25 protein-coding genes and 1 tRNA gene are annotated in these 22,736 nt (G+C 65.0%); 18 read left to right on the top strand and 8 right to left on the bottom strand.

The window, feature by feature from the left end; genetic code table 11:
- Nucleotides 1–52: 52 nt before the first annotated feature.
- The 3 genes from U0023_RS14370 to U0023_RS14360 all read right to left on the bottom strand — a co-directional run bounded on the left by U0023_RS14370 (nucleotide 53) and on the right by U0023_RS14360 (nucleotide 1,817).
- Nucleotides 53–178 (bottom strand): hypothetical protein, encoded by a 126-nt coding sequence (locus U0023_RS14370; protein WP_009764670.1) that lies wholly within the window; start codon nucleotides 176–178, stop codon nucleotides 53–55.
- A 578-nt stretch (nucleotides 179–756) separates the two neighbouring features.
- A complete protein-coding gene (locus U0023_RS14365; protein ID WP_040639352.1) occupies nucleotides 757–1,332 on the bottom strand; it encodes a YdeI/OmpD-associated family protein in 576 nt (191 codons plus the stop codon).
- A 179-nt stretch (nucleotides 1,333–1,511) separates the two neighbouring features.
- Nucleotides 1,512–1,817 (bottom strand): hypothetical protein, encoded by a 306-nt coding sequence (locus tag U0023_RS14360; protein ID WP_009764666.1) that lies wholly within the window; start codon nucleotides 1,815–1,817, stop codon nucleotides 1,512–1,514.
- A 70-nt stretch (nucleotides 1,818–1,887) separates the two neighbouring features.
- On the opposite strand from U0023_RS14360, the gene U0023_RS14355 reads away from it, so the two are divergent.
- Nucleotides 1,888–2,700: a tyrosine-type recombinase/integrase gene (locus U0023_RS14355; protein ID WP_009764665.1), complete on the top strand. Its 813-nt coding sequence runs from the start codon at nucleotides 1,888–1,890 to the stop codon at nucleotides 2,698–2,700.
- A gap of 74 nt (nucleotides 2,701–2,774) precedes the next feature.
- Here the strand turns inward: U0023_RS14355 and U0023_RS14350 are convergent.
- Nucleotides 2,775–2,850: transfer RNA gene (locus tag U0023_RS14350), tRNA-Ile, on the bottom strand.
- A gap of 304 nt (nucleotides 2,851–3,154) precedes the next feature.
- Between U0023_RS14350 and U0023_RS14345 the strand changes: the two genes are divergently transcribed.
- On the top strand, nucleotides 3,155–4,132 hold the full coding sequence (locus tag U0023_RS14345) for a glutathione S-transferase family protein (protein ID WP_009764664.1): 978 nt from the start codon (nucleotides 3,155–3,157) through the stop codon (nucleotides 4,130–4,132).
- 88 nt (nucleotides 4,133–4,220) lie between these two features.
- Here the strand turns inward: U0023_RS14345 and U0023_RS14340 are convergent, their stop codons facing one another.
- Nucleotides 4,221–5,441 carry an adenylate/guanylate cyclase domain-containing protein gene (locus tag U0023_RS14340; protein WP_009764663.1) on the bottom strand — a complete coding sequence of 407 codons (1,221 nt, stop codon included), beginning with the start codon at nucleotides 5,439–5,441 and terminating at the stop codon, nucleotides 4,221–4,223.
- Nucleotides 5,442–5,572: 131 nt separating this feature from the next.
- Between U0023_RS14340 and U0023_RS14335 the strand changes: the two genes are divergently transcribed.
- Nucleotides 5,573–6,193 (top strand): TIGR02466 family protein, encoded by a 621-nt coding sequence (locus U0023_RS14335; protein WP_009764662.1) that lies wholly within the window; start codon nucleotides 5,573–5,575, stop codon nucleotides 6,191–6,193.
- Nucleotides 6,194–6,278: 85 nt separating this feature from the next.
- Here the strand turns inward: U0023_RS14335 and U0023_RS14330 are convergent, their stop codons facing one another.
- Entirely contained in the window at nucleotides 6,279–6,938 is a 660-nt protein-coding gene (locus U0023_RS14330; RefSeq protein ID WP_009764661.1) for a Fe2+-dependent dioxygenase, read from the bottom strand.
- 119 nt (nucleotides 6,939–7,057) lie between these two features.
- On the opposite strand from U0023_RS14330, the gene U0023_RS14325 reads away from it, so the two are divergent.
- The 4 genes from U0023_RS14325 (at nucleotide 7,058) to U0023_RS14310 (ending at nucleotide 11,140) form a co-directional block, all read left to right on the top strand.
- Nucleotides 7,058–7,912, top strand: coding sequence for a hypothetical protein (locus tag U0023_RS14325; RefSeq protein ID WP_009764660.1), 855 nt, complete (start codon nucleotides 7,058–7,060; stop codon nucleotides 7,910–7,912).
- Nucleotides 7,913–7,916: 4 nt separating this feature from the next.
- The gene (locus tag U0023_RS14320) at nucleotides 7,917–9,245 is read left to right on the top strand and encodes a cytochrome c peroxidase (RefSeq protein ID WP_009764659.1); all 1,329 of its coding nucleotides are present in this window, start codon (nucleotides 7,917–7,919) and stop codon (nucleotides 9,243–9,245) included.
- Between the two features lie 72 nt (nucleotides 9,246–9,317).
- Nucleotides 9,318–10,373 (top strand): bifunctional transcriptional activator/DNA repair enzyme AdaA, encoded by a 1,056-nt coding sequence (locus U0023_RS14315; protein ID WP_009764658.1) that lies wholly within the window; start codon nucleotides 9,318–9,320, stop codon nucleotides 10,371–10,373.
- A gap of 5 nt (nucleotides 10,374–10,378) precedes the next feature.
- Nucleotides 10,379–11,140, top strand: a complete 762-nt coding sequence (locus U0023_RS14310) for an isocitrate lyase/PEP mutase family protein (RefSeq protein WP_009764657.1) — start codon at nucleotides 10,379–10,381, stop codon at nucleotides 11,138–11,140.
- 10 nt (nucleotides 11,141–11,150) lie between these two features.
- Here U0023_RS14310 and U0023_RS14305 read toward each other — a convergent pair whose 3' ends face one another.
- Nucleotides 11,151–12,350 (bottom strand): MFS transporter, encoded by a 1,200-nt coding sequence (locus tag U0023_RS14305; RefSeq protein ID WP_009764656.1) that lies wholly within the window; start codon nucleotides 12,348–12,350, stop codon nucleotides 11,151–11,153.
- A gap of 269 nt (nucleotides 12,351–12,619) precedes the next feature.
- Here U0023_RS14305 and U0023_RS14300 point away from each other — a divergent pair, with 269 nt between their 5' ends.
- The 11 genes from U0023_RS14300 to U0023_RS14250 all read left to right on the top strand — a co-directional run bounded on the left by U0023_RS14300 (nucleotide 12,620) and on the right by U0023_RS14250 (nucleotide 21,588).
- Nucleotides 12,620–13,828, top strand: coding sequence for a CAP domain-containing protein (locus U0023_RS14300; protein ID WP_009764655.1), 1,209 nt, complete (start codon nucleotides 12,620–12,622; stop codon nucleotides 13,826–13,828).
- Between the two features lie 191 nt (nucleotides 13,829–14,019).
- The gene (locus U0023_RS14295; protein ID WP_009764654.1) at nucleotides 14,020–15,315 is read left to right on the top strand and encodes a serine hydrolase domain-containing protein; all 1,296 of its coding nucleotides are present in this window, start codon (nucleotides 14,020–14,022) and stop codon (nucleotides 15,313–15,315) included.
- A 266-nt stretch (nucleotides 15,316–15,581) separates the two neighbouring features.
- On the top strand, nucleotides 15,582–15,983 hold the full coding sequence (locus U0023_RS14290) for a response regulator (RefSeq protein WP_009764653.1): 402 nt from the start codon (nucleotides 15,582–15,584) through the stop codon (nucleotides 15,981–15,983).
- A 67-nt stretch (nucleotides 15,984–16,050) separates the two neighbouring features.
- Entirely contained in the window at nucleotides 16,051–16,599 is a 549-nt protein-coding gene (locus tag U0023_RS14285) for a sigma-70 family RNA polymerase sigma factor (protein ID WP_009764652.1), read from the top strand.
- Complete coding sequence (locus U0023_RS14280; RefSeq protein WP_009764651.1) at nucleotides 16,592–17,353, top strand: anti-sigma factor family protein; 762 nt, start codon at nucleotides 16,592–16,594, stop codon at nucleotides 17,351–17,353. Before U0023_RS14285 ends, U0023_RS14280 begins: the two co-directional genes overlap by 8 nt.
- Before the next feature lie 19 nt (nucleotides 17,354–17,372).
- The gene (locus tag U0023_RS14275) at nucleotides 17,373–18,089 is read left to right on the top strand and encodes a Bax inhibitor-1/YccA family protein (protein WP_009764650.1); all 717 of its coding nucleotides are present in this window, start codon (nucleotides 17,373–17,375) and stop codon (nucleotides 18,087–18,089) included.
- Nucleotides 18,090–18,120: 31 nt separating this feature from the next.
- Entirely contained in the window at nucleotides 18,121–18,687 is a 567-nt protein-coding gene (locus U0023_RS14270; protein WP_009764649.1) for a DUF2076 domain-containing protein, read from the top strand.
- A 203-nt stretch (nucleotides 18,688–18,890) separates the two neighbouring features.
- The gene (locus U0023_RS14265; RefSeq protein WP_009764648.1) at nucleotides 18,891–19,214 is read left to right on the top strand and encodes a DUF1476 domain-containing protein; all 324 of its coding nucleotides are present in this window, start codon (nucleotides 18,891–18,893) and stop codon (nucleotides 19,212–19,214) included.
- Between the two features lie 231 nt (nucleotides 19,215–19,445).
- Nucleotides 19,446–20,111 carry an exopolysaccharide biosynthesis protein gene (locus U0023_RS14260; RefSeq protein ID WP_009764647.1) on the top strand — a complete coding sequence of 222 codons (666 nt, stop codon included), beginning with the start codon at nucleotides 19,446–19,448 and terminating at the stop codon, nucleotides 20,109–20,111.
- 190 nt (nucleotides 20,112–20,301) lie between these two features.
- Nucleotides 20,302–21,057: a TerC family protein gene (locus U0023_RS14255; RefSeq protein ID WP_009764646.1), complete on the top strand. Its 756-nt coding sequence runs from the start codon at nucleotides 20,302–20,304 to the stop codon at nucleotides 21,055–21,057.
- A 72-nt stretch (nucleotides 21,058–21,129) separates the two neighbouring features.
- Nucleotides 21,130–21,588: a hypothetical protein gene (locus tag U0023_RS14250; protein ID WP_009764645.1), complete on the top strand. Its 459-nt coding sequence runs from the start codon at nucleotides 21,130–21,132 to the stop codon at nucleotides 21,586–21,588.
- 262 nt (nucleotides 21,589–21,850) lie between these two features.
- Here the strand turns inward: U0023_RS14250 and U0023_RS14245 are convergent, their stop codons facing one another.
- Nucleotides 21,851–22,732: a shikimate dehydrogenase gene (locus tag U0023_RS14245; RefSeq protein ID WP_009764644.1), complete on the bottom strand. Its 882-nt coding sequence runs from the start codon at nucleotides 22,730–22,732 to the stop codon at nucleotides 21,851–21,853.
- Nucleotides 22,733–22,736 lie beyond the last annotated feature (4 nt).

The raw sequence follows: 22,736 nt of genomic DNA, 5'->3' as shown, positions 1-22,736 counted from the left end.
ACGCAAAACCGGTTCCCGGTTTTGCGTTCGACGCTCTGGCTGGACGCTTCTCTCAAGCAGCATAACGTTGCATCTGCCGAGTCTCCCTTTTGCGAGGGATCTTTCTCAGCATCAGCTTGACATGCTCCTTCACAGCAAACTGGCTGGGCTCACCGGCGCTCTGCTTCTGCTGCGACATCCCACCCTCCTATGCCCTAGCAGGCAAGGCGCGATGATGGCCCCATTGTGCAGCTTCGTCTGTGACTTAAGTCACACAACTTTTGGCATAAGACTAAGGTTTAATGGACCTCCTTCTGCCCGGTCTCGCCCGGAATGCGGCGGTCGTGCCGCAATTTCCGCACTTGCGGGGCGCATGATCCGGGTCTGGAGGGAGTTGTCATGTTTGGGAACCTGCCTTCAGCAGGCTGGCGGTACTGGGCCGTCTGGGGGCTCGTCATCGCGCTGGGCGTGCTCGGCCTGCTCTTCTACGAGACCTTGAAGTACAAGTAAGCCTCTGCCTTCCGGGGCCGACGCAGACAGATCATCATTCGCCGCTTGAGGAGGCTGCCATGCGCTTCGGCTCTCTTCCACGACCGGGTTGGCCGACTTGGATCGCACTGGCCGTCATCATCGCCATTGGATTGGCAGGACTGATCCTGCTCAAGCTCTTGCTGCCCTGAGCTATCGCCTCAAGAGCCCTAGCCTCGCAGCGGTTCCCGGACGAAGGCCGCGACGCCGACCGCTGCCGCGGCGTTATGGCCGGAGCGCTCGCGCCGGTCAGTGAAACCGCTCGCCGCGTTCCAGCTGGGCCAGCATCAATTCCATCCGCTTGGCCCGCGTCTCGGGCTTCTTCGCCGTGTGAAGGCGATAATAGATCGGGTAAAGGTTCTTGCGGTCGAGCGTCAGGAAGAACGCCTTCGCCTTCGGCCTTGCTTCCAGGGCGTCGAGGAAGTCCTGCGGGATCGTCATCGTCGCCGAGCCGGCATAGGCCTTGTCCCACCGACCGTCGGCCTTCGCGGCCTCCACCTGCGCCAATCCGGCCGGAGCCATCCGATCTTCCGCAATCAGCGTCGTCGCATGAGCGCAGTTCTTGGCCGACCAGTTGGACTTAGGCATCCTGGGCGTCAGGCGCTGCAGGAACGACTCCGTATCGAACGGCAGCTTCTGCCCATCGATCCATCCGAAGCGGATCGCCTCGACCACGCAATCCGCCCACGTGACAGAGGGCCTGCTCGCGCCTGACTTGAAGATCCTGACCCAGAGCTCCGTGGCCGACTGATGATGCGCCGCAAGCCACTCACCCAGCTCAGCAGCCGTCTGAAACGCCAGAGGCGTATGCCGTGTGCCAACCATTCCAAACACTTGCGCTGTTTCCTTGGCCGCATTTGTGACGCCGAACCGGATCGATGTCACCGAACAAGGCTCTAGGCTGCTGCGGAGCATGTCGCAAGGACGACACGGCGGCAGCTCCATCAACATGAACGAGTCCGGGCCTTGATCAAGCCGCATCGCATTCATCTGCAATGAGGCGATCAGATCACGAAGAAGTCCTTATGGGTGAGAGTGACTTTGTTGGAGAGCGTCGCAATCTGGATCTGCTTTGACCCGCCGATGCCGTCGGCATCATAATACACTGCGCCCGTCTTCTTGTTGTAGATGATCCTGTCGTCTCTGTCGTGAGCCGACGAGCCGGCATCCGTGTCCGTGACGGTGCGAATCCCCTGACGGAACAGATGGCCGCGTTCCGCGAGTGAAAACGCGTCGAGAACGAGGCTTACCTCGACATCGCCGGACGCGCTGTGTGTCAGAAGCGCGGTAGCCTTATCGGCATAGGTCACGGCTCCGGAAGCCAACGTTGCAAAGGCAGCGGAACGGATCGGGCGCCTGGGGGAATGGTGGCGCGACAAGATGCTGTCGGAGGTGACGCCGCGCACGTGTCGGGACTATGCCGACACGCGGACGAAGGGCGGGGCCCGGCGCGATCTGGAGGACTTGCGGGCGGCGATCAACCACCACGCCAGACGCAACCTGCATGTCGGGCTGGTGATTGTGGATCTGCCGGAGAAGGGCAAGGCTCGCGAGGAGTGGTTGACCCGCGACGAGGTCGCCCGGCTGGTATGGGTCTGTTATCGGCACGGCCGCACGGTTCGGCTCCCGAGGGGGCGCAACAAGGGCGCTGTGGTCGAAAGCCAGTGGCACGACCTGAGGCACCTTGCCCGCTTCATCCTGTTCTCGCTTTACACGGGAAGCCGATCAGGGGCGGTGCTCAGCGCCTCGCTCTACAAGGGTCAGGGCCGCAGCTACATCGATCTGGAGCATGGCGTCTTCTACCGGCTGGCCGAGGGCAAGCGGGAGACGAACAAGAGACAACCGCCTGTGCGCCTGCCGCCACGCCTCATCGCCCATATCCGCCGCTGGCAGGCCAAGGGGCTGATCGCCACGCATATCGTGGAATGGGACGGAGTGCCGGTGAAGTCGGTCAAGGTTGCCTGGGCGCGTGCTCTGAAGCTGGCCAAGATCACGAAGAAGGCGCCGCCGCATACGCTCCGGCATACGGCCGCCACGTGGCTGATGCAGCAGGGCGTGGACAAGTGGGAGGCGGCCGGGTTCCTCGGCATGTCCACCGACGATCCGGCCTGGACCGATAGGAAGCAACCTCCGGATCGTGCGGCCGATGCGGCGAGCGCGATCACCCGGAAAAGACGCAAATCATCGCCGTAATCGTTGCCGCGGACCCGGGAGAGATCGAGGGGCTTTGAGAGCCAGTTTGATCAAACTATCAGCAAGTTGGGAAGTGGTGGGCCTGGCAGGACTCGAACCTGCAACCAGACCGTTATGAGCGGCCGGCTCTAACCATTGAGCTACAGGCCCTTCCGAGGAAGGCAAGGGATCGTGCGAGGGGACATCCCATCGTCACCCCTTGTCGTGACGGCGGGCCCTGCCCTTTCCAGGAGCGAGGCTCAGGCGAAAGGGTGGTCCGGGGGAGCCCGGAGGCCATCCATGTTCCTGTAATACATCGCTCTCTCCGTCAAGCCGGTTTTGTCCGCCGTCGATCCCGGCTGCGACAGCGGAGTTGAGCCCTGCCTCTTGATCCCTGTCCGGATCCTCCATCTGTCTGCTTTCCCGCTTGGGTCGGGACCTCCCGTACGGGATGGAACGCGAGGTGGAGGACGGGATGGGATTGCTGATCGACGGGGTCTGGCACGACCAATGGTACGATACCAAAGGCACCGGCGGGCGTTTCGTCCGCAAGCCGTCGGCCTTTCGCAACTGGGTCACGCCCAACGGCTCCCCCGGGCCTTCCGGCAATGGAGGGTTCAAGGCGGAGCCGGGGCGCTACCACCTCTATGTCTCCCTCGCCTGTCCCTGGGCGCACCGCACCCTGATCATGCGCAAGCTGAAAGGGCTCGAGGGGGCGATCGACATCTCCGTCGTTCACTGGCGCATGCTCGAGCACGGCTGGACCTTCGAGGACGGGCCGGGCGTCGTTCCCGATCCGATCCACCGGGCGCAATATCTCTACCAGGTCTATACTGCGGCGGTGCCCGACTATACCGGCCGCGTGACGGTTCCGGTGCTCTGGGACAAGGCGACCGGCACCATCGTGAACAACGAATCCGCCGAAATCATCCGCATGCTGAATTCGGCCTTCGACGGCGTGGGAGCGATCCCGGGCGACTACTGGCCGGACGACCTGCGCTCCGAGATCGACGCCCTTAACGGGCGGATCTACGACAATGTCAACAACGGGGTCTACAAGGCCGGTTTCGCGACGACGCAGCAGGCCTATGAAGAGGCGGTCCGTCCGCTGTTCGAGACGCTCGATGTCCTCGACGAGCGCCTGTCCTCACGGCGCTATCTCTGCGGCGACCGGCTGACCGAGGCCGACATCCGGCTCTTCACCACATTGGTGCGCTTCGATCCGGTCTATGTGGGCCATTTCAAGTGCAACCTGCGCCGCATCGCCGATTACCCGCATCTCTCGGGCTACCTGCGCGACATCTACCAGACGGGCGGCATCGCCGGGACCGTGAACATGACGCATATCAAGGGGCATTATTACGAGAGCCACAGGACCATCAATCCGACGGGCGTCGTGCCGCTGGGCCCGATCCTGGATCTCGACGCGCCGCATGGGCGGGAGCGGATCTAGAGCATCGTGCGGAAAAGTGGGAGCCGCTTTTGCGTGCAAAGATGTGTGACGTCGAAAACCGTAGAGCATCGGATGCACATCCGATGCTCTACGGTTTGTAGACCTCGATCGCCTCCGCAAAACCTTCGACCTCATGTGCGCCGAGGGGCGAAGGATTGCCCCAGAGATGCTCGACGAAGGGCTTGGACATGAGCAGAGGCTCACCCAGTCGCTTGTTCAGCTCCGCGATGCGGCTCGCGAGGTTCACGTCGCGGCCGATCACCGTGAAGTCGAGGCGCTGGCCGGAGCCCACGTTGCCGTAGGCCGCGTCGCCGTGGTGGAGCGCGAGACCCACATTGATCGGCACGGGGAAGCGCCCCTCGTTGTTGGCAGCCTCAATGCGCCGCAGGGCCTTGGTGGCGGCGGTCAGCGCCGATTGCGCGGCGCCTCCCGTGTCGTCGCCCTTGTCGCGCACGATGGCGAGAAGCCCGTCGCCGAGATATTTCAGCACCTCGCCGCCCTCGTCCTCGATGGGGGGCACGAGGCAATCGAAATAGTTGTTCAGGAGATCGACCGCGCTTTCCGGGCTCAGGGTCGAGGAGATATGCGTGTAGTCGCGCATGTCGGCGAACAGGATGGCCGAACGGATCCGCGTCACCTGCCCGCGCTGGATGGCGCCGGAAAGAATCGCCTTGTGCGGATCGTCCCCCACATAGATGCGCAGCACCTCGTCGAGCCGGTTGCTCGTCGCGCGCAGCTCGGTCACGAGGGAGAAGGACGGGATCACCATGCGCAGGATCGTCAGCTCGCGGATGCCGAACCCTTGCGGTGTCCTGGTCGCGAAGGAGATCGCGTTCTCCGCACCGTTGGTGAAGCGGATCGGGATGGTGACATAGTGGCGATAGCCCGCTTCCTTCAACTCGGGAATGATCGGGAAGAGATCGTCGGGGGTGTTCGCGAGATCGAGGACGAGCCACTCCCCCGTGCGGTTCACATGGGCAAAGGGGCTCGTCTGATAGACGGTCTCCCGACGATCGCCGTGCGGCAGGTAGCGAACGACCGTCCCCTCCTCCCGGGTCCAGAACCGCCCAATGCCGGCATATTCCGAATGCAGCGTCTCGATGGCGGAAACCGCCCGGTCGATGGGCAGGCCGAGCTCGATCAGCCGGTTGAGGAAGCCGGACAGGACCTCGTTCGAATCCTCCATCTGGCCCGCCACCGTGATCAGCCAGTCCCGCAGGGCGATGACCCGCGCGAGGCTTTCCGCGTCGAGGCTTCGCGCCATGGTCAGGAGATCGTCCGAGAAGGCCGGCGGGAGGGAGGATGACATCATAAGGCCAAGGTGTGTTGCCCCGGCGGATCCTTCAACCCACCAGGAATCGTTCATCCGGAAAGCTGGGATGCCCCTTCCAAAAGGGCAATGGCTTTGACAGAAGCCTACGGCCGGAATAGAGCCAAGCCATGGCAAGCATCGATACGCTTTTCGTCACCAAAGTCTACCGCGCCGAGATGACGGGCGCCAAGGCCGAACTTCGCAATGCGGAGCTGGAGGCGGCCTGCCTGTCCATTGCCGAGGATGACGAGGCCGGCCAGCGCTGGTGCGAGAAGCACGGCTATCCGGGCTACACGTCCTATGCCTCCCTGAACGACCTGCCCTGGCGAGTGCCGGTGTTCGGCGAGCTTCTGAAGGAGCTCGACAAGCATGTGGCGGGCTTCGCCAAGGAGCTGGAATTCGACCTCCAGGGCCGCAAGCTCGTGCTCGACAGCCTGTGGATCAACATTCTCCCGCCGGGCGGCATCCACACGTCCCACATCCACCCGCATTCGGTGATCAGCGGCACCTATTACGTGACGATCCCGGAGGGCGCGAGCGCGCTGAAGCTCGAGGATCCTCGCCTCGGCTTCATGATGGCCGCCCCGCCGCGCAAGGCCAAGGCCAAGCAGGAAAACCGGCAATTCGCCTATATGAAGCCGGTCCCGGGAACGGTGCTGCTCTGGGAAAGCTGGCTGCGCCACGAGGTTCCCCTGAACGAGGCCGAGAGCGAGCGCATCAGCGTGAGCTTCAATTACTCCTGGCAATAGACACGGCGGGTCCGACACCCTCCCGCTGATCGGGCTCACCGGCACCGGGCCGGTGATGACGTGAGGCGCTCGAAACAGCCGCCCCTCAAACCTCCGCCCACATGCGGAAAAGATTGGCGCTGCTCTTTGCCAGCAGATCGAATTCCGGCGTCTTGCCCGATCGGGCGAACAGGTTGCGCTTCGCGGTTTCCAGATCGAACAGAAGCTCGCGCCGCGCGCTGTCCCGCACGTAGCTCTGGGCCCAACCCACGGCCACCATGCGCTCCCCCCGCGTGACGGGGGCGACCCGGTGCAGGCTCGTCGAATCATAGGCCACCAGATGCCCGGCCGGGAGCTTCACCTCCTCCTCGCCGGACACGGATTCGATCACGAGCTCGCCGCCGTCATAGGTCTCCGGATCGGCCAGGAACAGCGTGAAGGACACGTCCGTGCGGATGCCGTTCATGAGCGGGTTGTCCACGTGGGGGCCGTATTCCCGGCCTGCGCCGTAACGGGCGAAGGTCAGCGGCGTCAGGGCCTTCGGACGCGCCGCGAGGGCGAAGACCTCGTGGCCCAGAATGGCCGCCGACACCTTCTCCCGCAGCAGGGTGAGCGCCGCCCCCTCGCGGGCCTGCTCGTTGTCCTTGACCAGCCGGGCGCTCCACCCCGCCGTCGCGCGGCCGTCCTCGAAGCGCATGGAGCCCAGCATCCCGCGAACCTCTTCGAGGTCGGCCGGGACGAGGACATCCGCAATCGTGATCAGCATGGGAGAGCACCTTCAGGCTTGCCAGATCTCCCCATAGTATGTAGCTAAGTTATTGTAAAGACAGACAGTTTTTAACTTTTCTAAACTAGCCGCGGCGGCCAGCATGCCGAGGGGGATTCATGAAGAAACGGAAGATCTGGGCGGGCCTGAGCTCCGCCGTCCTCGTTGCCGCGCCGGTGGCCGCGCAAGCGACGGCCCTCCATGTCGAGCCGCAGGCCGGAATCGAGGCCAAGGCCGGCCGGAGCCTGCTCCAGCTCGCTCAGCACCAGGGCCACGCCGCGCCTGCGGCCACGTCGGGGGGCGAGGGCGACGAGGGCGGAGCCGGCGCGACGCCGCTGCCGGCGCCCCTCCATGTCTATCGCGGCATCGAGATGATTCGCGGCCATCTGACCGTCGGGGCTGAGCTGATCGAGGCCGGTCGCTGGGCCGACGCCCTGCCCCACTTCCTGCACCCGGAGGAAGAGATTTACGGCAGCCTCCGCGATCAGCTGAAGTCGCTCAACATCGCCCCGTTCCAGGTCGCCCTGAAGTCCCTGTCGCAGACCGTGAAGGCCAAGAACAAGGAAGCCTATCTCCGCGCCCGCGCGGCGCTCGATGAGCGCCTGGCCTCCGCCGAGACGGCCGTGAAGGCGAAGGAACAGGACGGCACTTACTTCGTGCTCGAGACGGCCCTCGAAGTGCTGCAGCAGGCCGCCGACGAATACGCGGAAGCGATCGAGAAGGGCCGCATCGCCAACGTGGTCGAGTACCAGGATGCGCGCGGCTTCGTGTTCGAGGTTGACCGCCTCGTCGGAACAATCATGCCGGCCGCTTCCGCCAAGAGCGCCGATGCGGCCAAGGCCCTGCAGGCGAGCCTCGACGACCTGAAGGCGACCTTCCCGGCCGTGACGCCGCCGAAGCAGGCCGTGAAAGACTCCGGACAGTTCCTGAGCGCCGTCGCGAAGTTCGAGCTGCAGCTCAGCAACTTCCACTGATCCCATGCCGAGCGAAAGCCTCGCCAGAATCGGCCGGGTGCTTGCGGGCCTCGTGCTCGCAAGCCTCGTGGGCGCAGCCGCCGATAAGCCCGCACCGCTCGATGCCGGGCATTGGAGGCAGGTTTTCGCGCGTCCGGACCATGCTCCGATGCCTGCGGACAATCCGGCCGCTCCGGAGAAAATCGCGCTCGGCGCGAAGCTCTTCGAGGATACGCGCCTGTCGGGCTCCGGCGACATGGCGTGCTCGAGCTGCCATCAGGCGGATCTTTCGTTCTCCGATGGGGTCGACCGCCATCTCGGCCATGACGGCCAGCCGCTCGACCGCCGTACGCCTCCCTTGTGGAACCTGGCCTGGGGGCTGTCCTTCTTCTGGGACGGCCGGGCGTCGAGCCTGGAAGCCCAGGCCATGGTGCCGATCGAGAACGAACGCGAGATGGCCGGCAACCTGCAGAAGGCCCTGCGCGCGCTCGGCAGCGACCCGCAGATGCGCAAGGACTTCGCGGCCGCCTTTCCGGACGATCCCGCCGTGACCCAGGCGAACCTGGCGAAGGCGCTCGCGGCCTTTCAACGGACGCTCGTCTCGCCGGAAACCCGCTTCGACCGATGGGTCAAGGGCGACGACACGGCCCTGGAAGCGAACGAGCTGGCGGGCTTCTCGCTCTTCGTCGGCAAGGCCGGATGCGTCGCCTGCCATCAGGGCTGGCGGTTCACCGATGAAGCCTTCCACGACATCGGCCTGCCGGGCGACGACAAGGGTCGCGGCCCCGTCATCGGCGTGAGCGCCGCGAACCATGCCTTCAAGACGCCGAGCCTGCGCGAGCGCGTCTGGTCCGCGCCCTACATGCATGACGGCTCCCTCGCCACGTTCGACGATGTGGTCGCGCATTACGCGGACCATGTGGTGCAGCGCCCCACCCTGTCGGCCGACCTGCCGCGACCCATAGAACTGAACGACGAAGAGCGCGCACAACTCGTCGCTTTTCTCGCCACCCTGTCCAGCGACGACCCGCCGCGCCCCGCAAACCTGCCGTCGAAAGCGATGTCCTGGGGGACGGACGAGAAAGCCATTCCCACCTCGACCGTCAGTCAGAAGGATAAGCGCTTCACGCCGGGCGCGATCCTCCTGAAGGTGGGCGAGGCCCTGCGCATCGTCAACGACGATACCCGCGTGCACAACGTGCGCCTCGACGGCCCGGGCAAGAGCTTCAACTCGGACGGCCAGAACCCCGGCGACACGGTCACCATCGGGTTCGACGGCTCGGGCCATTACGACGTCATCTGCGGCATCCATCCGGAGATGCGCCTGAGCGTGGAAGTCGCCCAGGTGCGCTGAGCGCAAACAAAAATACACGCCTCGTTTCCGGCGACACGGATCCGATGACTGCGCTAGAACAGGGGTATGCCGATGCTCCGCGACGACGACACTCTCTTTGCCGCCCTGATCGCCCGGGATCCCTCCTACGAGGGATTCGCCTATGTGGGCGTGAAGACGACCGGCATCTTCTGCCGCCTCACCTGCCCGGCCCGCAAGCCGAAGCGCCACAACGTGGTGTTCTTCTCCTGCCGGGATGCCGCGCAGGATGCGGGCTTCCGCCCCTGCCTGCGCTGCAAGCCCCTCGACAGCAGGCGTCCGACGAGCGGCGCCTTCGAGGCCTTGCGGGACAGGATCAAGGCCGAACCGGAGCGGCGCTGGAGCACCGAGGACGTGAGGGCGCTCGGTTACGATCCCTCGACCGTGCGCCGCGCCTTCCAGCGCGAATACGGCGTCACCTTCGCGCAATATGCCCGGTCTCAGCGTCTGGGGCTCGCAGTGAATACCTTGCAGCAGGGAGGAACGGTGATGGATGCCCAGCTCGATGCGGGTTATGAATCCGGCAGCGGCTTTCGCGACGCCATCGGCAGGCTCATCGGCGATGCGCCGATCCGCACATCCGCGCGGCAGATCCTGACCGCGCAATGGCTCGACACGCCCATCGGGGCGATGCTCGCGGTCGTGGACGACACAGGGATCCACCTGCTCGAATTCGCCGAGCGCAAGGCGCTTCCGACCGAGATCGAGCGCCTGCGCAAGCGCGTCGGGCCGATCTGCTTCGGGCAGCACCCGATGCTCGACACGCTCGCCCGTCAGGTGGAGCTCTATTTCGCCGGCCGTTCCGTCGCGTTCGATCTGCCCATCGTGCAGAAGGGGACGCCGTTCGAAGCGACGGTCTGGGACGCCCTGCGCCGGATCCCGGCCGGCACCACACGCAGCTATGGGGAGATCGCGCATTCCATCGATCGCCCCGATGCGCCCCGCGCCGTGGCGCGGGCGAACGGCGCCAACCAAGTGGCGATCATCGTGCCATGCCATCGCGTGATCGGCGCCGACGGGTCATTGACCGGCTATGGTGGCAAGATCTGGCGCAAGCAATGGCTGCTCGAACACGAGCGGCGCGTCGCGACAGCGTTATCCAAGGGGTGAAAGACATGACGGATCAAGTCACGAAGGCCGGGGCATTCAAGGCTCTCCACGTTCCCGGAAATCCGGTCGTCCTGTTCAACGTCTGGGATGCAGGCAGCGCCAAGGCGGTCGCGGCAGGCGGCGCGAAGGCGCTCGCCACCGGCAGCTGGTCGGTGGCGGCGGCCCATGGGTTCGAGGACGGCGAATACATGCCGTTCGATCTCGCCCTCGCCAATCTTGAGCGCATCGTGGCGGCGAGCGATCTGCCGGTCACCATCGACCTGGAGAGCGGGTACGGGACCACGCCCGAGGAGGTCGGCGCGACCATCGCCCGGACCGTACAGGCCGGCGCCATCGGCTTCAACATCGAGGATGGCGTTCGGGAGGCCGCGCTTCGTGAGACCTCGGAACAAGCCGCGCGTCTCGGAGCCGTCAGGGACGCGGCGGACCGGCTCGGCGTCCCGGCCTTCGTGAATGCGCGCACGGACGTGTTCCTGATCGCCGCAAGCGATCAGCACGAGAGCCTCCTCGCGGGAGCGCTGGAACGCAGCCGCGCCTATGCGGATGCCGGAGCGGACGGGTTCTTCGTGCCAGGCCTTGCGGATGAAAGGCTCATCGCCCGCGTCGTGGAGGGCTCGCCCCTGCCGGTGAACATCATGGCCAACGCGAAGACTCCCCCGGCCGTGCGGCTCGCTGAACTCGGCGTCTCACGCATCAGCCATGGTCCCGGCCCGTATCGCATGGCGATGAAGGCCCTCGAAGACGCCGCGCGGGCGGCCCTGCTTTGACGGCCGGCGCTTACGTGTGCTTCCTCTCGATCTTCGGGAGGAAATACGCGAGAAGCCCCAAAGCCGGCAGGAACGAGCAGACGGCGTAGACCGTCCCGATGCTCGTGACGTCGGCGAGATGTCCGAGCGCTGCGGCACCGATGCCCGCCATGCCGAACGAGAAACCGAAGAAGAAGCCGGAGATCATGCCGACGCGGCCCGGCACGAGCTCGATGGCATAGACGACGATCGACGAGAAGGCGGAGGCCAGAACCACGCCGATGATCATGCTCAGCACCGTCGTCCAGAACAGATCGGCGAAGGGCAGCATGAGCGTGAAGGGCAGGACGCCGAGAATCGAGAACCAGATCACATAGCGCCGGCCGACCCGATCGCCGAGAGGGCCGCCGAGCAACGTGCCGACGGCGAGCGATCCGAGGAAGATGAAGAGGTGGACCTGTGCGTCCTGCACGGGCAGATGGAACTTGGAGATCAGGTAAAACGTGAAATAATTGGTGAAGCTCGCGACGTAAAAGTCCTTCGAGAAGATCAGCAGCACCAGGATCGCAAGGGAGATCACGATGCGCCTCTTCGAGAACACCGATCCGGTCTCGACCATGCGCGGCTTGGCGCGCAGATCCGCGAGTTTTGCCTGATACCAGCGCCCCACGGCAAAGAGGATCATGATCGCCAACAAGGCCACCGCCGAAAACCAGGCGATGCTCGGCTGCCCGAACGGGACGACGATGAAGGCGGCAAGCAGAGGCCCCAGGGCGCTTCCGGCATTGCCGCCGACCTGGAACACGGACTGGGCCAGGCCGTGCCGTCCGCCCGAGGCCAGTCGCGCCACGCGGGAGGATTCCGGATGGAAGACCGATGACCCCATGCCGATGAGGGCGGCCGCCAGGAGCAGGACCGGATAGGAGCTTGCCTGAGAGAGCGTCAGCAGGCCGATGAGGGTGAAGCCCATGCCGACGACCAGGGAGAACGGCTGCGGCTTGCGGTCCGTGAACGTGCCGATCATGGGCTGGAGCAGCGAAGCCGTGAGCTGGAAAGTGAGCGTCAGAAATCCGATCTGTCCGAAATCGAGATTGAAATCCCGCTTGAGGATCGGGTAGATCGCCGGCAGCAGCGACTGGATGAGATCGTTCAGCAGGTGCGACACGCTGATGGCGGCCAGGATCGGCACCGCGACCCTTTCCGGCGAGACGACGCGGGTCGCAAGGGGCATGGCTGGCGTTTGATGGGTCATCGATCGTTGTTCTTCGTGATGCTGCCAAGCTTGCGCGGGCCCGGCCTTAAGGCGTTTCCAGCTTCCCTATAACCCAGAAACGGGTTCCGATCTCCCTCTCGTCCTGCAGGGCTGGGTTACGGCGCAGGTAGGGCAGCCCCCGCCGCCCCATCGGACGGGTCACAACTTTTTCCTATTTCGCCCCTAAGCCTTGGCTCCAAGGTTCAAGCCCGCTCCAGGGACAATCATAAAACGAAAAGGGGTCCTCCATGTCGCAAGCCTCGGCCTACGAGCAGTTCATGCTCGAACTGGTCAATCGCGAACGCGCCCAGACCGGCGCCCAGCCGCTCGCCTTCAACGGCAACCTGAACGACTCGGCGGATTCCCACAGCAGCTGGATGATCGCGACCGATACCTTCTCGCATACGGGATCAGGCGGCTCGACGTCGACCGACCGGATGGTCCAGGCCGGCTATGCCTTCTCGGGAAGCTGGGCATCGGGGGAGAACATCGCCTGGGCCAGCACCCGCGCGCCGGACGGCCTCCAGGACGAGGTGGAGTTGCTGCACGCGAACCTGATGAACAGCCCGGGCCACAAGGCCAACATCCTCAACGGGACCTTCAGCGAGATCGGCATCGGCTTCGATACCGGCGCCTACCAGAGCTGGGACAGCGCCTTCGTGACGCAGAACTTCGCCAAGTCGGGCTCGGCGGTGTTTCTGACCGGCGTCGGCATGGCCGACAAGGACGGCGACCACTTCTACGACATCGGCGAGGGGCTCGGCGGATTGACCGTCACCGCCGTGAGCTCGACCGGCGCCCAGTACAGCACGACGACGCAGGACGCCGGCGGCTACAGCCTGGCTCTTGCGGCTGGCACTTATTCGGTCACCTTCTCCGGCGGCGGCTATGCCCCGGTGACCCGGCAGGTGACCATCGGCTCCTCGAACGTGAAACTCGACCTGGTCGATCCGGCTCAGGGAGCCCCGGCCGTATCGTCCACCATCACCGGAAATGCCGGCAGGAATACCCTGAAGGGCACCGCCGAGGCCGACACGATCAAGGGCCTGGGCGGCAACGACAAGATCTACGGCAATGGCGGCAACGACAAGCTCTATGGCGGGGCCGGAAACGACGCGCTCACCGGCAATGCGGGCGATGACCGGCTCTACGGCAATGGGGGCAACGACACCCTCACCGGCGGCAGCGGCAACGATATTCTCACCGGCGGCGCCGGCGCGGATACCTTCCGGTTCTCCGGCAATTGGGGAGCAGACACGATCACCGATTTCCAGAACGGCATCGACCACATCAATCTGCGCGGCACGGGTCTGAGCTTCAAGGATCTCAGCATCACCAGGTTCAACGCGGACGGCGACGGCAGGGTAGACGACGTGCTCATCAAGGGCGACAACCATTCGATCGCTCTGCTCAACGTGAAGCTGGCGCTGATCGGAGCCTCCGACTTCCTGTTCTGACAGGGCCCTATCGCCATCGCGTCATCTGGGGAGCCTGGCTCATAAAGGTGGGGCGCTGGAACACCTCTCCTTGAGGGAGAGGTCGGACCAACAGGTCCGGGTGAGGGGTTACGCCCTCTCCGGATAGACCTGTAATCCCTCACCCGCCGCGCTGACGCGCGTCGACCTCTCCCTCAAGGAGAGGTGAACCCGTGCCATACCTCGATCGGTCTTCGCTCACGCGTCTTTCCTTCGCCTTTGACGGGCGGGGAGCACGCGTGAGCCAGTGCACCCTTTTCCCCCTCGACCGCCTCTCACAATGGCGTGTGAGCGTGTTGCTCCTCCGGAACGCTCGCCCCTCTCGGGTCTTGTCCGACGGCAACACGATCTCAGAACGGTTCATGCGCCTTCTCCCGAGCCTCACTCGAATCAAAGCAGGACTTGTCCTTCTCCTCATGTTGAGCGGGACGATCACTGCGTCCGCACAGCCCGCTTCCCCTTCGTCCGCCCCCGATCCGAAGCTGATCGGTGAGACGATCGAACGCGCGAAGGGCCTGTCCAATCTGCGCTCCCTGATCGTGTCCCACGACGGAACGATCCTGGCCGAGCAGGCCGTCGGCGGTGCGCGGATCGATCGCCCGGCCAACATCAAGTCCGCGTCGAAGACCGTCATGTCGGCTCTCGTCGGAATTGCCATCGAGCGTGGCGTCCTGGCGGGCGTGGACCAGCCGATCGCATCGCTTCTCGGGTCAAACATTCCTTCCGATGCGGATCCAAGGATCCGGCAGGTCACCATCGGCCATCTGCTGTCCATGCAGGCGGGATTGGAGCGCACATCGGGCCGCAATTACGGGGCCTGGACCGGCAGCGGAAACTGGGTCCGCTATGTCCTCTCCCGCCCGTTCGTGGACGAGCCCGGCGGACGCATGCTCTATTCGACGGGAAGCACGCATCTTCTCTCCGCCGCGCTGACGCGGGCCTCGAAGCGGAGCACCCTGGAGCTGGCGCGCGACTGGCTCGGCGAGCCGCTCGGGATCGACGTCGCGCCCTGGACGCGCGATCCGCAAGGGATCTATCTCGGCGGCAACGAGATGGCGCTTTCGCCGCGCGCGCTCTGGCGTTTCGGCGAGATGTATCGCCAGGGCGGCACCATGGACGGCAAGCGCATCGTGTCCGAGAACTGGATCAGGGAATCCTGGACGCCGCGCACGTCGTCGCCCTTCACGGGCGATGCTTACGGCTATGGCTGGTTCATCCGCGAGATGCGCGGCCACAAGGCCTATTACGCCTGGGGCTTCGGCGGGCAGATGCTCTACGTGATCCCCAGCCTCGGGCTGACGGTGGTCATGACCTCCAACCCGACGGAACCCTCGCGCGAGGACAACTATGTCGGGCAGCTCCATTCCCTCGTAGCGGACGGCATAGTGCCCGCCCTGCTCCAGAAGCGGAACGAGTCCGCCGGCAGTCTCGGAGCGAACGACCAGAAGCCGTCCGAAAGGCCGCTTTGACCATCGTCACCGCGTGCCTGCGACGGAAAGCTCCGCATGCCGGAAGGAATGCCCTGCCCTCCGAACGTTGTCCTCCATCGCGCATCTCGCCGCGAGGACCGGGACCGCACCTGATGCCGCCCCTCTTGCGGACGGAGCAGGTTCTGCCTACATAAGCGTTGCCTTAGGGTCCGGGCCCCTCTGGCGAGCGGGTCGCCGCTCGCGATGTCGGACTCCTTCTCTTGCCCTTGCGCCTACGAGCGCGACCGCAACTGGAGGATCCGATTATGGATTCCACGTCTTCCGATCTGGCCGCCCCCTCAATTCTCGTCGTCGATGACGATGCCGGCGTTCGTACGGCGATCGCCCTCGCCCTCAGGCAGGCCGGCTATGAGGCCGTTCCGGCCTCTTCCGGCGAAGACGCCCTCGACCTGATCGCAGCGGCCGATTTCGATGGCCTCTACTGCACCATCGAGCTCCCCGGCCAAGTCGATGGCTGGGAGGTCGGCACCACCTTCAGCTTCATCTGGCCCGACAAGCCAGCCGTTTACGCTTCCGCCGTGCAGACGATCCTGCCGGGTCGGCTGCGGCATGGCATATTCCTGCGCAAGCCTTTCGCCATGGATCGGCTCGTTCGTGTCTTCGAGGCGGGCGCCACCGCCGCGAGCGCCAAGCGGCAACTGACATGACCGAGACGGCATCAAGAAATTCGAACGACGCGGGGATTAAACCCGTCAACGGCTCCGTATACCTCGCATGAACGACACGAAGCGCATGGACGTCATCGGCCTGCTCGGTCCCTTGCGGCGCTATGCCCGATCGCTGACCCGCGACGAGACTCAGGCCGAGGATCTGGTGCAGGACACCCTTGTCCGCGCCTATGAGCGGCACGGCTCCTTTCGCTCGAGCGGCAACCTGCGCGGCTGGCTGCTCTCCATTCTTCACAACACCTTCATCGATCACCGGCGCCGTCAAAGGGCGGAGGCCCGCCGCCTGGAGCAAGCTGCCTCCTTCGTCGCCAGCGAGGCCCCGCCCGAACAGGAAAGCCGGGTGCGGCTGCAGCAGGTCCAGGCGGCCTTCATGAGCCTGCCGGACGAGCAGCGCGCCGTCCTTCACCTCGTAGCCATCGAAGGCCTGCCTTACCAGGAGGCCGCCGATGCGCTGAAGATCCCTGTGGGGACCCTCATGTCCCGCCTGGGCCGCGCCCGCGCCGCCTTGCGGGGCTTCGAGGCCGGAGACGACACGTCACGGCCGTCGCAAGGCAGGCGGCCCAGTCTGCGCATCGTAGGAGGACCCGATGTCTGACCCCGTCACCGAAGCGGACCTTCTGGCCTACGTCGATGACCAGCTTGCCCCGGCCCGGCGCATCGAGGTCGAGGAATATCTCGCGCGCGATCCGGAATCGGCCGCGCGCGTCATGGCCGATCTCAAGGATCGTGACGCCCTGCGGCTGCTCCATGCCGCTCCCCTGCCGCGCCCGCCGGAGGCGACGCTTGGAGCGGCCGCTCGGCTCGAGCGTGTTCTGGCCTGGAAGGAATTCGGGTTGAAGCTCCGGCGGATCGCCGCCGTCGTGGCGCTCATCGGGGTTGGCTGGTTTGCCCACGGACAGGTCGGCTTGGGCGTTACCGACAGCGAGGCCTCCCCCAAGCCGCCGGCCTTTGTCGAGGACGCTCTGCATTCGCACGAGACGGCTTTGGTGCGTGCCCGTATGGCGTCGCAGACCGAGGCTGCCGGATACGACCCGGCCGAACTCCTGGCCGAAACGGGCGTCCGGCTGCCGCCCCTGCCCGACGACTGGCATGTTCGGGACGCCCAGGTCTTCCCGTCCCGCGACGGCCACAGCGTCGAGGTCGCCGTCGATGCCGACGACCTCGGCCGCGTGTCGCTGTTCGCCGCCCATGTGCCGGTCTTCGACGTGATCGACCCGACGGTCGCCCGCTTCGACAAGTCGACGACCGTCTACTGGCAGACAGGCCAACTCGCCTATGCGCTGACCGGAACCGGCGGCGACAAGGCTCTCGAACGGGCCGCCACCCGGCTCGCCCGCAAGCTTCAGTGATCCCCACAGGAGGAATAACGTGAACACACCCTATGCCTGGCAAACGACCACGGCGCGCGCCAGCGGCGCCATCTTCGACGAGGGCCTGCGTCAGCACATGCTGCGGGTCTACAACACCATGGGGCTCGGCCTCGTGGTCACGGGACTCGTGGCCTTCTTCGTCTCCTCGACGCCGGCCCTTTACGTGCCTCTGTTCCAGACGCCGCTCAAGTGGGTGGTGATGCTGGCGCCGCTGGCCTTCATCTTCTTCTTCTCGTTCCGCATGGAACGGATGACGGCTGCCTCCGCGCGCACCGCCTTCTTCGCCTTCTCGGCCGTGATGGGATTGTCGCTCGCCTCCGTGTTCCTGGTGTTCACGGGGACGAGCATCGCCCGCACCTTCTTCATCACGGCCGCCATGTTCGGCGCCACCAGTCTCTACGGCTACACCACCAAGCGAGATCTCTCGAAGTTCGGCTCGTTCCTCGTCATGGGCCTGATCGGCATCATCATCGCGTCCCTGGTGAACATCTTCGTCGGCTCCAGCGCGCTGCAATTCGCGATCTCGATCATCGGCGTGCTCGTGTTCACCGGGCTCACCGCCTACGACACGCAATCGATCAAGGAGCAATACGCCGAAGGTTACGGGCACGAGGCCAACAACAAGATGGCCGTGTTCGGCGCGCTCTCGCTCTACCTGAACTTCGTCAATCTCTTCCAGCTGCTGCTGAGCCTCACCGGCCAGCGGGAAGAGTAACTTCCGTCCATTGTTGAAAGGATCAATTTGCATGGACCATCAGGATCGTCAGGCCATCGAGCAGCTCTTCGGCAAGATCTCGCAGGTGGAGCGCCAGTCCACGCCTCCGGATGCGCAGGCGGCGGAGTTCATCCGCTCGCAGATCGGCCAGCAGCCGAATGCCCCCTACTACATGGCCCAGACCATCGTGGTGCAGGAACAGGCATTGAGCGCCGCCCAGGGACGCATCCAGCAGCTGGAACACGAAGTCGCCAGCCGTCCCGCCGGTGGCGGTGGCTTCCTGGCCGGCCTCTTCGGCGGCGGGCAGTCCCGACCCCAGCCGCACCAGCCGTCCTACCAGCCCCAGCCGATGCACGGCATGGCGCCTCACGGGGCACCCGGCATGGCTTCGCGCGGAGGCGGCGGCTTCCTGGCCGGTGCGGCGCAGACCGCCATGGGCGTGGCCGGCGGTGTCCTCCTCGGCAACATGATCGCAGGTGCGTTCTCCGGCGGCGACGAGGCGAAGGCTGCCGATGCCGGACAGGCTGAGCCGCAACAGGCGGCCGCCGAGGATTTCGGCGATGCCGGAGACGACTTCGGCTTCGAGGAGGATATCTGATCCCGGAGCCGTCCCGGATTTCATCCGCACAGGTGTTTCCCGAACGATCGAGCACTCCCGGACTGCCGGCGCACCGCGCCGGCAGAACCGTCTGGATACGTCTCAAGGAGACGGATTTGTCAAAACCTTTGTCCTTTTGGACAACAGCCTCGGCGCCGGCGCGCCGAGGCCACATTGATCACGGACCTGAAGGGATAAGAAGTATGGCCAATCTCGATGATCGCAGAGATGCATTCGAAAAGAAGTTCGCCCACGACGAGGAATTGCGCTTCAAGGCAACGGCCCGCCGCAACAAGCTTTTCGGCCTCTGGGCGGCCCATCAGCTCGGCAAGTCCAGCGCGGACGCCGAGGAATATTCGAAAGCCGTCATCCTGGCGGATTTCCAGGAAGCCGGCGATGGCGACGTCATCCGCAAGGTGCGCCAGGATTTCGAGGCGGCAGGCAAGACGACCAGCGATGCCGAGCTGGCGGGCATTCTGGCCGGCCTCATGAACGAGGCCGTCGAGCAGATCCGATCAGGACGCTAAAGCATTTTTCGGCGAGGCGGATCCGGTTCGCCGTCGAAAAATGCGGCTCGACATCGGAACAGCCTCGCGCTTTCCAAAACAGCTTGCAGCCCCCCGGGCCGGTGGATCCTTCCGCCGATCACCGGCCCGAGGGCTCAGACAGGACTCGCGCAGCTGTCGCTTCAGGACCGCTGACGGGTTTTTGACCAGCCCCACTCGCTTTGCTTCGAGCGAGCCACTATAGACAGGCCCATGCCCGACCCTTCGAGTAGTCTCTCCACCGTCGTGTCACCGGACGACGCTGTGGAGCCCCGACAACGGTTTTCAGAGGTCCTGAGCGATCTCGCCAGCCGGCCGACTGCGACCATCAGCATCGGCGACGTGCTGGACGCCTTCGGCGACCGGGCCTTCGGCGCCCTGATGCTTCTGTTCGCTGCCCCCAACGTGCTGCCGCTGCCGCCCGGCATGTCGGCCGTGCTGGGCGCGCCTCTCCTCTTCGTGACGGCCCAGTTGATGCTCGGGCGTCCGGTCCTGTGGATGCCCCGCTTCATTCGCGAGCGCTCCATTTCCCGCGACTTCTTCACGCTCCTGACGAGCAAGCTCAGCCCCATCCTGCACCGGATGGAACGCTTCCTGCGGCCCCGGCTCGGTCTGCTGCTGAGCCCCGTCCCGGAGCGGATCGTGGGCGCCGCCTGCCTGCTGCTGGCGCTCATTCTCTTCTTGCCGATCCCGTTTGGGAACATGCCTCCCGCCTTCGCCATTTCCGCCTTTGCGCTCGGCATCGTGGAGCGGGACGGCATTGCCACGCTTGTGGGCTGGCTCGCCGCCCTCGGCAGCCTGCTGATCCTGGCGGCGATCTCCTCGGCGATCGTCGCCGGCATCAACGCCTTTCTCGACCAGCTGTGGGTGACCCTCTGATGATCGTCCGGACAACGAATGACGGATTTTGCAGCCGTGCCGATGCCCACCTGCGAGGGAACCGCAATCCGGAGCCCTGCATATCCCCGCCATCAAGCCCGTGAACGGCCGTGGCGTGCCCAACGAACGAGCAGCCTGCCGAAGCCGGAAGGCCGTTACCCTCTTGAACCCAAGACCATAGGACTTCTCAATGGACTTCTCCTGGATTTCCGACCCGACCGCCCTCGTGGCTCTTGCGACCCTGGTCGTGATGGAAGTGGTGCTCGGCATCGACAACCTGATCTTCATCTCGATCCTGACCAACAAGCTGCCGGAGCATCAGCGCTCACGGGCGCGACGCATCGGCATCGGCCTGGCGCTGATCCTGCGGCTCGGGCTGCTCGGCACGATCGCCATCATCGTCACGTTGACGGAGCCGATCTTCACGCTGCTCGGACACGCCTTCTCGTGGCGCGACCTGATCCTGATCGGCGGCGGTCTCTTCCTGGTCTGGAAGGCGACGAAGGAGATCCATCACAACGTGGACCCGACGCCGTCCAATGACGTGTTCGACACCGCGAAAGCCACCATGACCTTCGGCGCTGCGATCACGCAGATCCTGCTGCTCGATCTCGTGTTCTCGCTGGACAGCATCATCACGGCGGTCGGCATGACTGATGTCGTGATGATCATGGTCATCGCGGTAATCGCCGCCGTGACGGTCATGCTGCTCGCGGCAAATCCCCTGGCCCAGTTCATCAACAACAATCCGACGGTGGTCATGCTGGCCCTTGGCTTCCTGCTGATGATCGGCACGACTCTGATCGCGGAGGGCTTCGGCGCGCACGTTCCGAAGGGCTATATCTATGCGGCTATGGCGTTCTCGGCCGTGATCGAGGGCCTCAACATGCTTTCGCGTCGGGCCGCCGGTCGCAAGGCTGCAGGTTCCTCCGAACGGAAGCACTGAGATCGCTCTCGACATGGCTGCGGCGGGATTGGCTCGCCGCGCCCCGACCAGACCCCTGAAAGGAGTTCCTGAATGGTCCCCTTGAAGCCCCTTTTCGTTGCGGCTGCCGTCGGCATCGGCACGCTTGCTGTGCCGTATGGTGCTGCCTTGGCTCAGAACAACAATGCGTTCCGGAGCGCCGAGGTGGTGGCCGGGAAGGCGGAGCGCCTTGGCGTCTACGGCAACGTGCAAAAGGACTGCACGTCCGGGCCGCTGCCGACGGTCCGCGTGGTGACCCCGCCGAAGAACGGCGAGCTGAACGTGCGCAGCGGAAAGCTCAAGGCGGGACGGATCTCCCGCTGCCCCAAGCTGGAGGCGACGGCACAAGGCATCTTCTACAAGGCCAAACCGGCCTACACGGGGATCGACGAGGTCGTCTACGAGGTCAGGTCCGCCAGCGGCAAGGTGGAGAGCCATACGGTCAGGATCACCGTGAAGGAGGCGGCCGCGCCTGACGCCAAGCCCAATCCGGAAACCGAAACGGATCTCTGAAGACGAGCCTTCGGTCGAACCCGCTGTAGTTCTGACGCAGTGCCGTGTGCGGGCGGAACGACGGAAGGGCGGCTTGCGAACGCCCGTTCGGCGAGCCGCCCGAACAGGCCCGTGAGCGACAGCAGCCAATCCCGACCGTGCTTCGCTTCGCCCCTGGTCATCAGGAGCCATCGCGATCCCTGGCATGTCACGAACAGGTCGACATCCGATGGCGCTGAGAAACGTCTGTGTGTTGTATCGGCGACCTGCGCACCCGCGAGTGCTACATCTCGCTGAAGGACCGAAGCATTCGTGCCGGATCGGGCTCTCGGCCGGTGAAGAGCCGGAAGGCGCCGACCGCCTGGAAGACGGCCATGCCGCCGCCGGACATGGTGCGGCAGCCGCGCGCGCGGGCTTGGCGCAGCAGTTCCGTCTCCAGCGGGAAGTAGACGATGTCGGCCACCCAGAGATCCGGCCGCAGCAGATCGCTCGGGATCACCATGCCGGGATATTTCGCCATGCCGAGCGGCGTCGTATTGACCATCCCGTCGGCCGTCATCAGAGCCTTCGCGACTGGAATGCCGGTCGATGCACGGCTTGGGCCGAAGCGCTCGCGCAAAGCCGAGACGAGATGTTCGGCGCGGCCTTCATCCGTATCGATGACGATGACCTCGCCCGCACCGAGCGTGAGCAGAGCGTGGGCGACGGCCGCACCGGCTCCCCCGGCGCCGAACTGAACCACGCGATCGCGGCGCACGTCCGGCAACTCGCGCCGGAAGCTTTCGGCAAATCCCCACCAATCGGTGTTGTGCCCCACGCGCCGGCGATCCTTCAGCACGATGGTATTGACCGCCCCCAGCGCAGCCGCGTCGGGCGACAGCTCGTCGAGAAGCGGAATGACGGCCTGCTTGCAGGGATGCGTGATGTTGAGGCCGGCGAAGCCGAAAAGTTCCGCAGCCTTGAGGATGTCGGGCAGAGCCGTCGCATCGAGCCCGTAGACCTCAAGATCGATCAGCTTGTAGACATATCGCAAGCCCTGCTCGGCCCCCTCCCGCTCGTGCAGACGCGGCGTTCGGGAAGCCTGAATGCCGGTGCCGACCAATCCGACAAGAACCGACGGATGGGTCCATGGATCCGAGGCATTGTCGTTACTGGGGGCGGCCATGGGC

It is taken from the genome of Microvirga lotononidis (assembly GCF_034627025.1).
GTDB classification, from domain to species: Bacteria; Pseudomonadota; Alphaproteobacteria; order Rhizobiales; family Beijerinckiaceae; genus Microvirga; species Microvirga lotononidis.
Note: the sequence above shows the minus strand (reverse complement) of the source record. Positions and strands in the feature narration are given on the sequence as shown.